At 69.8% G+C, this 13,033-nt stretch carries 13 protein-coding genes and 1 pseudogene; 7 read left to right on the top strand and 7 right to left on the bottom strand.

The features are described 5' to 3' along the window. Positions 1–4 precede the first annotated feature (4 nt). The 3 genes from A6A27_RS21785 to A6A27_RS21775 form a co-directional block, all read right to left on the bottom strand. Entirely contained in the window at positions 5–1,027 is a 1,023-nt protein-coding gene (locus tag A6A27_RS21785; RefSeq protein ID WP_073836495.1) for a zinc-dependent alcohol dehydrogenase, read from the bottom strand. After that, a complete protein-coding gene (locus A6A27_RS21780) occupies positions 1,024–2,214 on the bottom strand; it encodes a radical SAM/SPASM domain-containing protein (protein ID WP_073836494.1) in 1,191 nt (396 codons plus the stop codon). The genes A6A27_RS21785 and A6A27_RS21780 overlap by 4 nt, the downstream gene beginning before the upstream one ends. A 97-nt stretch (positions 2,215–2,311) precedes the next feature. After that, positions 2,312–2,863: an NUDIX hydrolase gene (locus A6A27_RS21775; protein ID WP_241825384.1), complete on the bottom strand. Its 552-nt coding sequence runs from the start codon at positions 2,861–2,863 to the stop codon at positions 2,312–2,314. A 127-nt stretch (positions 2,864–2,990) separates the two neighbouring features. Between A6A27_RS21775 and A6A27_RS21770 the strand changes: the two genes are divergently transcribed. Then, positions 2,991–3,656 carry an AAA family ATPase gene (locus A6A27_RS21770; protein ID WP_073836492.1) on the top strand — a complete coding sequence of 222 codons (666 nt, stop codon included), beginning with the start codon at positions 2,991–2,993 and terminating at the stop codon, positions 3,654–3,656. A gap of 397 nt (positions 3,657–4,053) precedes the next feature. Continuing rightward, complete coding sequence (locus A6A27_RS21765; RefSeq protein ID WP_073836491.1) at positions 4,054–5,064, top strand: hypothetical protein; 1,011 nt, start codon at positions 4,054–4,056, stop codon at positions 5,062–5,064. 120 nt (positions 5,065–5,184) lie between these two features. Here the strand turns inward: A6A27_RS21765 and A6A27_RS21760 are convergent, their stop codons facing one another. Further along, on the bottom strand, positions 5,185–5,790 hold the full coding sequence (locus A6A27_RS21760) for a hypothetical protein (protein ID WP_073836489.1): 606 nt from the start codon (positions 5,788–5,790) through the stop codon (positions 5,185–5,187). Positions 5,791–5,964: 174 nt separating this feature from the next. Between A6A27_RS21760 and A6A27_RS21755 the strand changes: the two genes are divergently transcribed. From A6A27_RS21755 to tnpB, 3 genes are all read left to right on the top strand, one after another. Beyond that, positions 5,965–6,666 (top strand): carbonic anhydrase, encoded by a 702-nt coding sequence (locus A6A27_RS21755; RefSeq protein ID WP_073836487.1) that lies wholly within the window; start codon positions 5,965–5,967, stop codon positions 6,664–6,666. Between the two features lie 256 nt (positions 6,667–6,922). Next, positions 6,923–7,507, top strand: coding sequence for an IS607 family transposase (locus tag A6A27_RS21750; RefSeq protein ID WP_073836518.1), 585 nt, complete (start codon positions 6,923–6,925; stop codon positions 7,505–7,507). After that, positions 7,504–8,880, top strand: coding sequence for an IS607 family element RNA-guided endonuclease TnpB (gene tnpB, locus A6A27_RS21745; RefSeq protein ID WP_073836486.1), 1,377 nt, complete (start codon positions 7,504–7,506; stop codon positions 8,878–8,880). The genes A6A27_RS21750 and tnpB overlap by 4 nt, the downstream gene beginning before the upstream one ends. Here tnpB and A6A27_RS21740 read toward each other — a convergent pair. After that, positions 8,847–9,272 (bottom strand): annotated as a pseudogene (locus A6A27_RS21740) (macro domain-containing protein); the annotation flags it as partial. The gene tnpB and the pseudogene A6A27_RS21740 sit on opposite strands and share 34 nt — an antisense overlap. 183 nt (positions 9,273–9,455) lie before the next feature. On the opposite strand from A6A27_RS21740, the gene A6A27_RS21735 reads away from it, so the two are divergent. Further along, positions 9,456–10,001, top strand: a complete 546-nt coding sequence (locus tag A6A27_RS21735) for a hypothetical protein (RefSeq protein WP_073836516.1) — start codon at positions 9,456–9,458, stop codon at positions 9,999–10,001. A 326-nt stretch (positions 10,002–10,327) separates the two neighbouring features. Continuing rightward, a complete protein-coding gene (locus A6A27_RS21730) occupies positions 10,328–11,110 on the top strand; it encodes an AfsR/SARP family transcriptional regulator (RefSeq protein ID WP_073836484.1) in 783 nt (260 codons plus the stop codon). Positions 11,111–11,178: 68 nt separating this feature from the next. On the opposite strand, the gene A6A27_RS21725 is transcribed toward A6A27_RS21730, so the two are convergent. Continuing rightward, on the bottom strand, positions 11,179–11,859 hold the full coding sequence (locus A6A27_RS21725; RefSeq protein WP_073836483.1) for a response regulator: 681 nt from the start codon (positions 11,857–11,859) through the stop codon (positions 11,179–11,181). Then, complete coding sequence (locus tag A6A27_RS21720) at positions 11,856–12,941, bottom strand: sensor histidine kinase (protein WP_073836482.1); 1,086 nt, start codon at positions 12,939–12,941, stop codon at positions 11,856–11,858. Before A6A27_RS21720 ends, A6A27_RS21725 begins: the two co-directional genes overlap by 4 nt. Positions 12,942–13,033 lie beyond the last annotated feature (92 nt).

The raw sequence follows: 13,033 nt of genomic DNA, 5'->3' as shown, positions 1-13,033 counted from the left end.
GCCGTCACCGGGGCCTCGGCACCACCATCGTCCGGCGGCCGGGATGGGCCACGGCGTGGAGCATCGCCTGCTGGACGTCCGCCAGTTCGAAGGCCCGGCCCACCAGTCCCCCGGTCGGTACGGCCCCGGACGCCACCAGTGACGCGGCTGCCGCGAAGTCCTCGCGGGTGTGGCTCACCGAGCCGGTCAGCACGATCTCTCCGGTGCGCAGGCGCGGCAGGTTCAGGTTGAGCGGGACGGATGGGGCCACGGACTCGAACAGGACCACCTGACCGCCGGGTCGGACGATCTCCAGCGCCGTTTCGACCGAAGCGCTGCTGCCACGGGTGACGACGGCCGCCGCCACCTCCGCTCCGACCGCGGCGCGGATGCTCCGCACCGGGTCCCGCCCGTCCGCCTCGATCACCACGTCCGCCTCGACCGGCGCACGCGCGTCCACGTCGCGGGCTGTCGCGACGCCGACCGTACGCAGGCCGCGGGCTCGGGCGGCGGCAAGGTGCAGGGCCCCGGTGAACCCGAGACCGAACACGGCGAGCAACTCTCCCGGTCGACACCCGCTTCGATCGAGCGAGTGGACGACGCAGGCTGTCGGCTCGACCAACGCGGCGTCCTGGCACGTCGCCGCCGCTCCGACGGGGAAGACGTCGACATGCGGGACCACAAGCAGGTCGGACAGGCCCTTCGGCCCGTGGGGCCGCCGCTGCGGGCCTCCGGCGTTCGCGTACGAGCACAGGTTGCTCCGTCCGGACCGACAGAACGGGCAGTCACCACAACGCGGGAGCAGCGAGACGGCAACCACCTCTCCCGACCGCAGGCCGGTCGAAGAAGGCGCGTCGACGACGACCGCGCCCACCTCGTGCCCGCCCAGGAGCGGGTACTCGGGGCGGACACCGCGGAACACCCGCTGCTCCCAGGTGCAGATCCCGCAGGCGCCGACCGAGACCAGCACCTCCTGAACGCCGCGCCGAGGCTCGGGCACGTCCCGGACCTCGACGTGGCGCGGCGCCACGAAGACCGCCTGCTTCATGGACCACCGGGGCCGGCGGTGGACAGCGCCGTCAGCGGGAGCAGACGCCGACCCGGCGAGCCCGGGATCGCCGGCGGCGCCTCGGCGTACGGGGTGGCACGAGCGGTGTCCCGCAGCATGGCCACGGGAAAGTGGCCAGCGTCGTAGAGCACCTGGCAGAGCGGATACGGGGCACGCAGATCGCGGTAGCGGGCGATAGCGCTTGCCCGGCACAGGCCGCGACACGACTCGGCGACGGCGCAGTTGCCGCAGACTCCGTCCAGGTCGTCGACCTGCCAGGCCCGGGTGCTGGTGAACAGCGGACTGTCGTGCCAGATGTCGGCCAGCGAGCGCTGGCGAACGTTGCCGGCCTTGGCCTGGTCGAACTCGTACATGCCCTGGCAGATGGCCACGTCACCGTTGGCGAGTACGGCGAGGAAGGACCTGCTCCAACCACAGGTGGTCACCGCGCCGCCCGGTTGGAAGGCGGGCGGGAGGGTGGTCATCAGAACCGGCGTCCGGGATCGTTGCGGGTCCCAGGCGTAGTCCCAGAGGCGCTGCGGTGGCAGATCGGCCAAGAGGTCGAACAACTCGCCGGCGTCGATGACGTCCTCGGCGAGTTCGTGTCCACGCCCCAGCTCGTGCACGCCGAGGATCAGCTTCAGCTGGGACGCGCCCAGGTCGCCGGCCAGTTCGAGGATGTCGCGGATCTCGTGCAGGTTACGCCGCCGGACGACCGTGTGGATCGAGAAGTAGAGGCCGTTGTCGCGCAGGCGGCGAAGGTTGTCGACCGTACGGGCGAACGCGCCGCGCTGCCCACGGAAGGATTCGTGCGTGGCCGGCGATGCGCCGTCCAGGCTGACGTAGAGGTGCAGCCGATCGCCGATCCGGGTGAGTTCCCCGAGCGTCGCGTCGCTCAGGACGGTACCGTTCGTCTCCAGCGAGATTCGGAACCCCTGGTCATAAGCGGCGCGCAGCAGGGCGACGAAGCCCGGACGCAGCAGGGGTTCGCCGCCGGTGAACTTGACGTGCCTAGCACCCAGACGACGCGCCTGCGTGAGGACTGACCGGATCTCGTCATCGTCGAGCTCGCCAGGCTGTGCCTTTCCGGCGTCGACCCAGCAGTGTCGACATGCCTGGTTACAGGCCAGCGTGAGGGAGATGGTGAGGTTATCGAGAGAGTGGGCACCGGACTCGCGGTCTGTCATGCGTGGCCCCTCGCTGTCGGCGGATGGAAGCCCCAGCGGATGGTCCCATGCCCACACTCGGGTGTGAAGTGTCGCGATTCCGATTGCGTCGGCGACGCTATTCCTGGCCCCGGGTCCCCAGCCAGTTGATCGCGGCGGCTACCAGTGCGGGCAGTTCCGGTGGGGTGTCGAGTTGTTCGACCTCTGCCGCCGAGAACCAGCGGCAGGCGCTGACCTCGCTCAGCTGAGGACGCAGCAAACCCTCGCCCGGCCGGCAGACGTAGATCATCTCCACATGGTGGTGAACCTCGAGCGCGGCGGTCTTCATGTCTATCTCGAGAATGGCGAACGGAGAAGGAATCGTCCGGGCCGCCGGATGGACGAACGGCTGCCGGTCGACGACACGGACGTCGATGCCGGTCTCCTCGCGGACCTCGCGCACCGCCGCCTCCACCGGATCTTCCTGCTCGGCCAGGTGACCACCCGGATAGATCCACATTCCGATCTTGTTGTGACGGACCAGCAGCACTCGATGGTCGTCGTCGACCACGATCGCGGCAGCCGTGAAGTGGCGGGCGGATCCCATGAACGTCTCCGATACGACTGCGTCCTGTGGCGCCAGATGAGCTGATGCTGCCACGCGGCGACCGCGATGACCCTGCGGCGACACGGCCAATCCGCCTTCAGCACATTCTGCCCCTGCCCGAGGATCGCTAAGCTGATCAGGGACGCTTGTCGATCTGCCGGGAGACGACTGCGCCGCTACACGATCAGGTGGCGACGGGGGAACGCGGGCCATGAGCGACCACGAAACGCAGGACAGCCGCCTCGTCGTCATCACGGGCGGGCCGGGGACCGGCAAGACCGCTCTGGTGAATGCGCTGCACCTGGCCGGATTCCGGGTGGTCCCCGAAGCGGGTCGCGCCATTGTCGCCGACCAACGTGCGATCGGTGGCGGCCTGCTTCCCTGGAAGGCCCCCGCCCTCTTCGACGAACTGGTGCTCGCGTTGGGGATGCGCGCTCACGCGGACGCCAGCGCGACCGGTGGGACCGCCTTCTTCGACCATGCGATTCCCTGCACCGTCGGATTCATCAGAGCCCGGGCGGAGCCGGTGCCGGCTCACTTCCACGCCGCCGTCGCACGCTTCCGGTATCACCCGACGGTCTTCGTGGCACCGCCATGGCGCGCGATTTACCGACGCGACGAGGCGCGGTGGGAAAGCTTCGAGCAGGCTCAGGGCATACATGCGGCGATCGTCGAGGCGTACCGGGAAGTCGGCTATCGGTGCGTGGAGTTGCCCCGCGCCGACGTCGCGACCCGGATGCGCGTGGTCCTGGACCGGCTCGGGAGCGGCGATGAGCGCCGGCACGGCGGCGGCCCGGCGCTCGGAGACGGGACGCGAGCATCACCCGACTGGGTTCCGCGACAAACTTCCAGATCTCCGGAAGAGTTTCCGAATTAGCTTCGATCGTTCAAGGCGGGTGTCGGGTGTTTGGGCCCCGGCGGTCGCCAAGTGTGTCAGCGCCCGGGGACCAGGTGGGAGCCACACGTCGTGCGCGATGGTGGTCGGCATGCCGCCGGCTACCCGGCCTGATCTTGGGGATGACGTGCGTGACGTGCGTCGACGTGTGGCGAATCATCCGGGCCATCAAGGGATCGTCGGTTCAAATCCGGCCGTCCCGGCCCAGCTCAGAGGGCACATGTATCGATGGATGCGCCCTCTTTCATAGCTGGGTTACCAACTGAGTGTCACCCCGTAAAGCCGAGCCGTTCATACAGCGCTCGTGCCCGAGGAGCCAAACTGGGTGGTCCGATCGGGATGGGTCGGCGACCATGGTCGGCATGGCAGGGGACCGGGCATGAGGTTGCCGCTTCAGGGTGGGCTGCCGCCGGTGGATGCGGTGGCCGGCGCAGTCGTGGAGATCGCCTGTGACGAGTCAGGGTTCTCCGGCACCAATCTGCTTGATCCAGCCACCCCCGTGATCACCCACGCGAGTGTCGACCTGTGTGGCGAGGAGGCGGCGGGGCTGATCGCGACACTGCGGTCCGGTTTCCGGTTCTCGCCGTACGAGTTGAAGTCCCGGCAGTTCCTCCGCCGGCCCGAAGCGGGTGAGGTGCTGGAGTGGTTCCTGGCGGCGCTGCGCGGCCGGGCACACGTCCACCTGGTCGACAAGCAGTACTTCCTCGTCACCCGCATCGTCGACCTGCTGCTGACCGAGCCGTCGTACGCGGCCGGTACCCGCCTGACCCAGGAACACCGTTCGGCGGCCCTCGCCTTGTATCGGGCCAGGCGCTCGGCCGGTTCCGATTGGGGGGTCTTCCTCGCGGCCTTCGTCGAGATGCTCCGGACCAAACGGCGAGACCGGCCGGATCACCGCAGCGTGGAACGGTTTTTCCAGTCACGGGATGTGCTGCTACGACACGCGCTGGGCGCGCCGGCCGAGGCCGTCCTTTTCGGACTCGACCGGGCCCGGGTGGCCAACGTCCAGGCCCGGCTGCACGGCAACGACCGGTCGATCCCGCCACCGCTGGAGCCGATGTTGCCGGCGCTGGCTGAGACCGTCCTGTTCTGGAGCGGCGGGGGGCGGCGGGTGCTGGTGATCCACGACGAGCAGAGCGCTCTCACGGCCGACCGGTTGCGCCGCCTCCAGCAGGTGCTGGCCGACAGCGCCGGACTGTCGCCGGCCGGGGGATCGCCGCTGGCCGGGCTGGTGATGGTCGACTCCCGGGACGATCCGCGCGTCCAGGTCGCCGACCTGCTCGCCGGGGTGGCGCGGCGGTTGCCGGGGGTCGTCGACGACGGCCCACTCCGGCCGTTGCTCTCCCCGACCTCATTGCGCGATCCGATCGGTGACGCCCTACCGACCTGACGGCCAAGCGAGGACAGGACTACTAATCCCTCGACGGGTCGTTCCTTGCGCTCATGGCCGCGGTGCGCGCAAGCGATCATCGGCTTGAGTGCCTGGCCGAATGGTGGCGGGTGCGAGTGACTATGGACGCGTCTGGACCGCCGAGGCGATCCAGGGATGCCCGGGAACCGTGGCACCCTCCAAGTCCCGGGGGTCGATGCTCCATCGCCCCGCGAGCGTGAGTACGGCTTCCTCATCGGGCCACGACCACCCATCATCGCCCTCTGGCCACGGTTGGTCCTCGCCGTAGGCGGTTCCGACTCCGAGGGCCTGCTCGTCCGCTGTCGGATGTCCTACCTGAAACAGCACCTCATCGCGCTCGCCGAGGTAGGCGAATGCTCGCTCCACGATTCCGGCCCGGGCGCGACCCCATCCGTGATACTCGACAACGCGATGAGTTCCGAAGTACTGCACCTCACCGAGGAGGCGGCTCAGCCCCGCCAGCCAGGCGGCGAACCGGTCGTCCTCGGGAGCGGGAACATCCTGCGAAGCGGCGAGCGTCCAGCCATCGAGCCGTGGTGTGAGAAGCCAGCGGCCGTGTCCGTCATAGGCAGCGGCCACAGCCTCACGCCAGGTGGACGGAGCGGGACGGCTGAGGCGGAGCGCCGCGGCGACATCAGCAGCGCCCTGGCCACGCACCGCGAGCCACTGAAGCTTGTAGCCAAAACCGATCGCGGCCTCAGTCATGGCGTGATCGTAGATGCCTGGGCGGCAGAGATGGGGTTGGTGCTCCTCATCCTCGGCGTCGCTCGCCTGGCGATGCCAACTGCCGGGCCATCTCGTCTGAGGTTCTCCGCAACACACTGGACACTGTGGACAGCGGTGGTAGGAAATAGCTGACCCTACCTCCAGGAGATCACCGTGAAGCTCTCTCGTCTCTCCCGTCGGTCGCTGCTCGCGACCGGTGGCGCCGCCGTCGTCGCCGCGGCGGCCGCTCAACCCGCCGTCGCCGCGGCGGCCGCTCAACCCGCCGTCACGCCGGACGAGGCCCTGCGCCGCCTGCTGCGCGGCAACCACCGGTTCGTCGCCGGGCATGGCCGGCACCCTCATCAGAGCCTCGACGACCTGCACCGGCTGGCCGCGGGCCAGCACCCCTTCGCCGTCACCGTCGGCTGCGCCGACTCCCGGGTGGCCCCGGAAGTGCTGTTCGACCAGGGCCTGGGCGACCTGTTCGACAACCGGGTGGCCGGGAACATCGTCGACGACCTGCTGTTGGGCAGCGTGGAGCTCGCGGTCGAGGAGTTCCACAGCCCGCTGATCATCGCCCTCGGGCACGAGCGCTGTGGGGCCATCACGGCCACCATCGACGCCATCAGATCCGGCGGCACGGCGCCGGGCCACATCGGCACGATCGTGGAGGCCCTGCGTCCCATCGTGGCACCGGTTCTCGAGCAGCCTGGGGACCCGGTCGACAACGCCGTGCGGGCCAACGTCCGGGCGCAGGTCCGGGGCTTGGTCGAGCGCAGCCCGATCATCGCCGAGCGGGTGCACCAGCGTGCGCTGCGCGTGGTGGGCGGCCGGTACGACCTCGACACCGGCCGCGTCACGCTCGTGGACCCGTAACCAGCCGCGACGCCCGGGGCGCGGGACGTGCCTCCGGGCGGGGCTGCTCGTGGCGACCGCGCCGACGTCAGCCGTGCAGCGCCGCGGTCAGCAGGTCGTGCGTGGCTTGGTCGAAGGCGACGAGCCGGACCTGCTCGGCCGTCGTCGGGGTTGCCCGGACGGTCGAGATCGCGATCGTCGCCGCCTGGTCGGCGGGGTTAACAACTGCTCGCGATTGAGTGCTCTCTGGTGTCCTTACGTGTGCTATGGTGACCGGGTGAACTTGAAGGAGTGGGCGGCGTCTCAGGGCATCGCGTACGTCACCGCGCGGCGGCAGTACGCGGCGGGGACGTTGCCCGTTCCTACTTACCGGCTGGGCCGACTCATCATGGTGGGCGAGCCGCTACCTGCTGCCTCGGCTGGCGCCGAGCGGGTGGTGGTGTACGCCCGGGTGTCGTCCGCCGACCAGCGCGCTGACCTTGACCGGCAGGTCGCTCGGGTCGTCACGTGGGCGACCGGGCAGAACCTGCCGGTGTCGCAGGTGGTGACCGAGGTCGGATCCGCACTGAACGGGCACCGCAAAAAGTTCCTCGCCCTGCTGCGCGACCCGACGGTCACGACCATCGTCGTGGAACACCGCGACAGGTTCACCCGCTTCGGTGCCGAGTACGTCGAGGCGGCGCTGACCGCGCAGGGCCGCAGGCTGTTGGTGGTCGACCCGGCGGAGGTCGACGACGACCTGGTCCGGGACGTCACGGAGATTTTGACGTCGATGTGCGCGCGTCTGTACGGCCGTCGGGCTGCTGCGGATCGGGCGCGTCGGGCGGTCGAGGCGGCCACCACGCAGGACCCGCCGTCGTGAAGGTGATACAGGCGTACCGGTTCGCTCTGGACCTGACGCCGTTTCAGGAGCGGGCGGTGCTGGCGCATGCGGGCGCGGCCAGGGTGGCGTACAACTGGGCCCTCGCCAGGGTGAAGGCGGTCATGGACCAGCGCGCCGCGGAACGCTCCTACGGGGTGCCTGAGGAGTTGCTCACCCCGACCGTCGGCTGGAGTCTGGCCAAGTTGCGCAAGGCGTGGAACCAGGCGAAGCCGGAGGTGGCGCCGTGGTGGCCGGAGTGTTCCAAGGAGGCGTACAACACCGGCCTGGACAACCTGGCCTGCGGTTTGAAGAACTGGTCCGACTCCCGGGCAGGCAAGCGCGCCGGCCGGCGCGTGGGATTTCCGCGGTTCAAGTCCCGCCGTCGCGCCACCCCCAGCGTCCGGTTCACGACCGGCGCGATCCGGGTGGAGGCGGACCGCAAGCATGTCGTGCTGCCCCGGCTGGGCCGGTTGAAGCTGCACGAGTCCGCCCGCAAGCTTGCCCGCCGTTTGGAGGCGGGCACGGCTCGGATCCTGTCCGCAACCGTGCGCCGTGACGGCGGCAGGTGGCATGTCGCGTTCTGCGTCGAGGTCGAGCGGGCCGAGCGCACCCCGAAACGCCCGCAGGCGGTGGTCGGCGTCGATGTGGGAATCACCCACCTGGCGGTGCTGTCCACCGGCAAACTCGTCCCCAACCCCCGGCACCTGGACGAGGCGGCCCAGCGGATGCGGCGCCTGGCCCGGCAGATGTCCCGGCGCGTCGGGCCGGACCGGCGCACCGGTCAGCGGCCCTCGAATCGGTGGGAACACGCCCGCCAGCAGGTCGCTCGAGCGCACGCACGGGTGGCGAACCTGCGCCGTGACGGCCTGCACAAACTCACCACCCGCCTCGCCGGCAAGTACGGCACGATCGTGGTCGAAGACCTCAACGTGGCCGGCATGCTGCGCAACCGGCGGCTAGCCCGACAGATCGCGGACGCCGGCTTCGGTGAGATCCGCCGACAGGTCGCGTACAAGGCAGAACGCAACGGCGGCCGGCGGATCCTGGCCGACCGCTGGTATCCCTCCAGCAAAACCTGTTCGGACTGTGGCGCGGTGAAAGCCAAGCTGCCGCTGCGTGTCCGAACCTACATCTGCGACTCTTGCGGCTTGACCCTCGACCGGGACCTGAACGCCGCACGTAACCTCGCCGCGATCGCGCGTGAGGCAACCACCGCCGGGAGTGGCCCGGTGGCAGGACGTGGAGCCGACCGTAAGACCCGCCCCGGCGGGTCGGTGGCTACGAAGCGTCAACCCGGCCCCGCCCAGGCGGACAAGACCGGGACCGTCCCACCGCAAGGCGGGACATGCCGATCAGTCGCTACAACGCACTGACAGGTTACGGAATCCGTAGGCGCCGGTGGTGGTGTGGCGATGGCGGGAAAGGCCACGCTGCGGGCGCCGGTCTCATCGGCGACCTCAAGGCTGCGCCGGTAGCACGACGCCAGGATGCCGGCCTCGCCGTGGTCGCCACCTTCCCACACCGGACCGACCGTGTGGATGACATGGCGTACCGGTGGGTCCAGGTCGAACGCGGGCGTGGCCACCGCCTCGCCCGGTGCGCAGGGTGCCAGCGCGGCACCCGCCCGGGCCAGTCGCGGCCCGGCCGCCCGATGGACCGCCCCGTCCACCCCGCCGCCGCCCAGCAGCGACTCGTTCGCCGCGGCGACGATGGCGTCGACGTCCTCGCTGGTGATGTCACCGAGCGCAACTTCGACCACAGGGATGGGCCGATGATGCCACCCGGCGCTCCCTGGTGCGGGCTCACCAGCCCGTTGTCGCCGGTGGCGTCCGACCGGTCGTCGATGCTGCCTCGACCCGGTCGTGGTCAGGTCGATGCTTCCAGGATCATCCGACCAACGACCGGCGATGGTGCGGCCAGGCCGGTGGGATAGAGGCGATCAGCTGTGTTGCGAGAGAGACTCCGGCGGTGGGACCCCCGGGTGTGGAACGCCACCCCGGAGGAGGTGGCGGCCGACTATCCGTGCGACCGCCACATGGCGGTGCCGTTCCGCTCGTTCGTCCGTGCGGTTGACGTGGCGGCGCCCGTCCCGCTGGTGTACCGGTGGCTGTGTCAACTCAAGGTCGCGCCGTACAGCTACGACCTGGTCGACAACCTGGGCCGGCGCAGTCCCCGGACCCTCACCCCGGGCGCCGAGGAGTTGGCGCTCGGTCAGAAGTTCCTGATCTTCGAAGTGGTGGAGTTCGTCCCGGACGGGCATCTCACCGGGGTGATCGCCCAGCGGCACCGGCGCAGCTACGGCGAGGTGGCGGTCACCTACCGGGTGACGCCGGCCGCGGGTGGCACCCGACTGGTCGGGCGGCTCGACGTCGGTGCCACCACCGTCTTCGAGCAGGCTCGGCGGGCGGCGCTGGCGGTCGGTGACGCGCTCATGGGCCGCAAGCAGTTGCTCACCATCAAGGCTCTCGCCGAGCGGTCTGCCCGGGCGGAGTGAACCGTGGATGTGCCGGCGCCGGTTGGCGGTGGGCGCGTCGGTGAAATGGGAGTGAACGCGAATCGCAATCGCATTCTCCGGCTGCGGGTAGTCGGTTGTCGGTGCCCGGAGGGCTGCTTGGGAACTGTTTGTGAAACTGTCCTACACGCTCAGCAGCTTCGATGCCTGAAAAGTCAAGGCCTTTAGGGGGGTGGTGGCGTACCACCAAAGTAGTATCGATGAGGTCCGATGAGTAGCGCGTACGTTCACCTTGGACGCAGAAGGGCTTGAGACGGGCTCACCGGCAGTTAGCGTCTACGTCAGATGCGTAGAGAAGAGGGTACAAAATGCTCCGCTTCAACATCCTCGGCAGCCTGGAAGTCCGACACCACGGCGTGGATTGCACCCCCACCGCGCCGAAGGTCCGTGCGGTCCTCGCGCTGCTGCTGCTCCGGGCCAATCAGACGGTGAGCCAGGACGCCATCTTCGACTGGCTGTGGGGCAACCGGCCACCCCGGAGCGCCGCCACCACCACCCAGACGTACGTGTACCAGCTCCGGGCGCTATTCGAGCGGGTGGGCGTGGCCGGCTCCGCTGATCAGCTGCTGATCACCCGGCCGACGGGATATCTGCTGTCACTCGACGAGGAGCAGCTCGACGCGACCGTCTTCGCCCGCCTGTGCGAGGAGGGCGGGGCGTTGCTGGACGCCGGGCAGGCGGCGGAGGCGGCCCAGCGCCTGCGTACCGCCCTGTCCCTGTGGCGGGGGCCGGTGCTCGACGACGTCAACGTCGAGGACTGGATGGCCGCCGACCTCGCGCACCTGGCCGAGGTGCGGATGCGGGCGCTGGAGCTGCGCATCGAGGCGGACGCCCGGCTGGGTCGCTACCGGGAACTGATCACCGAGCTGCGAGCCCTGGTCGCGGCGCACCCGTTCAACGAATGGTTCCACGCCCAGCTGATCACCGCGCTGAACCGGTGCGGCCGGCGGGCCGAGGCGCTGCACGCGTACCGGAGCCTGCGGCAGACCCTCTCCGACGAACTGGGCCTGGAACCGACGCCGGAGCTGCAGGAACTTCAGCGGCAGGTGCTGAACGGCAGCCCCGCCCGGCTCCTCGTCGCCGCCGGCTGACCGCCGGGCCGGCGCCCTCGGTCCCGCGTGCGATCGAGGGCGCCGACGGTGTCAGCCGCCGCCCGCGGTCACCCACGTGGCCGCGGGACGGCCGGCTTCTCCGGGCTGACCAGGTTCATGGCGATGGCCTTGTTCACCGCGTCGATCCGGGACACCGCGCCCAGCTTGGTGAACACGTTGCGCAGGTGCCGCTTGACCGTGCCCTCGGTGATGTCCAGCCGCCGGGCGATCTGGGAGTTGCTGTAGGCCTGCGCGACCAGGCTGACGATCTCCACCTCGCGGTCGGACAGGATCCGCGCGCCGGCGTCGCTGACCTGCTCGAAGCTCTCCCGCGAGATCGACAGCATGATCCGGCCGGCGTCGGTGCGCACGCTGCGCAGCGTGGCGACCAGGTCGTCGCGGGTCACGCTCTTCAGCAGGTACGCGCGGGCTCCGGCGCCGAGCAGTTCCCGCACCACGGTGGGCTCGTCGAACATGCTCAGGATGACGATGCGGGTGGCCGGCGCAGTCGCCAGGGTCCGGGCGATGGTGGTGGCGGCGTGGTCGCCGGGGATGCCGACGTCGAGCAGCATCACGTCGGGCCGGTGCGCGGCGGCGAAGGCCACCGCCTCGGCCCCGGTGCTGGCTTCGCCGGCCACGGTCAGGTCCGGCTCCATCGACAGCAGCTCGCGCAGGCCGTGCCGGAACAGCGCGTGGTCGTCGACGAGGAGGATCCTGGTGGGCGCGGGAGGCTGGCCGGACGATGTCATCGCGAGGTCCCTGAGAGTGGGATGAAGGCCTCGACCCGGGTGCCGCGACCTGGCGAACTGTGCAGGAAGAGCTTGCCGCCGAGCAGTTCGACCCGTTCGCCCATGGAGGCCAGCCCGCTGCCGCCGGTGCGGCCGCCGTGGTCGGGGTCGAAGCCCACGCCGTCGTCGCTGACCCAGACTCGGATCTCGTGCGGCGCGATGTCCACGTGGCTCAGGATGGTCTGCGCCTCGGAGTGGCGGAAGGCGTTGCGTAGCGCCTCGCGGACCACCAGGAAGACCTCGGCCAGCACCTCGGCGGGGATCCAGGCTTCGTCCCCGCTGACCGCGAGGTCGACTGCCGCGTTGCCCTCGCCCATGACGTCGAGGAAGCCGCGCAGGGCCTGCTCCAGGTTGTCGAACTTGGACTCCAGCCGCAGGTCGGTGGCCACCCCCCGGACCGCCTCCAGGGTCTGCACGCTGGCCCGGTAGGCGACGTCGACCTTGTCGTGCGACCGGTCCTGGTCGGTGTCCGCGTACGCCTTGGCCAGTTCCAGGTTGCGGGTCACGACGCTGGCCGATCCGCCGACGCGGTCGTGCAGTTCGCGGGCTATCCGGCGCCGCTCGGCGAGCTGCGCCTGCTGGACCCGGTCGAGCAGGAACCCGACGTACGCCTCGGAAGCCCAGCGGACGCGGGTCATGACGCTGCGCTGCAGGGCCTGGGTGGCGGTCCGGACGATGCAGGCGGCGTCCGGCTGGCCGGCGGCGGTCTCGATCACCGCGTCGAGGACCGGATCGAACAGTTCGGTCGCGGCCCGCAGGGACTCGACCGGGTGCAGGTTGCCCATGGCGCGGGCCGCGCCGGCCTGCCAGGCGAGGGCGATCGCCGTCTCGTCGACCTGGATCTGTCCAGTTCGGATGCTCTCAGTGACGTCGGCCAGCACCTGCCGGGCCTGGATAATTGCCTGGTTGAGAAGCGTTTCCTCGATGCCAATCGGGCCGCAGGCCCCGATCAGACGCTTACGGAAAGTGTCCAGAACCGTGTCGTGGCGGGCCTGGAACGCGCTCGCGATAAAGAATCCCGTGGCGAGCGCGCTTGGATCCATTGGTCTCTTACCTTTCGCCGAACTGTCCCCGCGAACGGCAAGTCTCCATTGTTTCGCACCGGATGGGCAAGGTCTTGTGACACATGATCGAA

The organism is Micromonospora sp. CB01531 (assembly GCF_001905095.1).
Classification (GTDB): domain Bacteria; phylum Actinomycetota; class Actinomycetes; order Mycobacteriales; family Micromonosporaceae; genus Micromonospora.
This window is presented reverse-complemented; position numbering and strand designations above follow the sequence as displayed.

Bases quoted from the DNA above. Each gene is read 5' to 3' on its own strand.
- A6A27_RS21760 (WP_073836489.1), bottom strand. From the start codon at position 5,790: ATGACTGAGGCCGCGATCGGTTTTGGCTACAAGCTTCAGTGGCTCGCG.
- A6A27_RS21725 (WP_073836483.1), bottom strand. From the start codon at position 11,859: ATGACATCGTCCGGCCAGCCTCCCGCGCCCACCAGGATCCTCCTCGTC.
- A6A27_RS21770 (WP_073836492.1), top strand. From the start codon at position 2,991: ATGAGCGACCACGAAACGCAGGACAGCCGCCTCGTCGTCATCACGGGC.
- A6A27_RS21720 (WP_073836482.1), bottom strand. From the start codon at position 12,941: ATGGATCCAAGCGCGCTCGCCACGGGATTCTTTATCGCGAGCGCGTTC.
- A6A27_RS21785 (WP_073836495.1), bottom strand. From the start codon at position 1,027: ATGAAGCAGGCGGTCTTCGTGGCGCCGCGCCACGTCGAGGTCCGGGAC.
- A6A27_RS21780 (WP_073836494.1), bottom strand. From the start codon at position 2,214: ATGACAGACCGCGAGTCCGGTGCCCACTCTCTCGATAACCTCACCATC.
- A6A27_RS21730 (WP_073836484.1), top strand. From the start codon at position 10,328: ATGCTCCGCTTCAACATCCTCGGCAGCCTGGAAGTCCGACACCACGGC.
- A6A27_RS21765 (WP_073836491.1), top strand. From the start codon at position 4,054: ATGAGGTTGCCGCTTCAGGGTGGGCTGCCGCCGGTGGATGCGGTGGCC.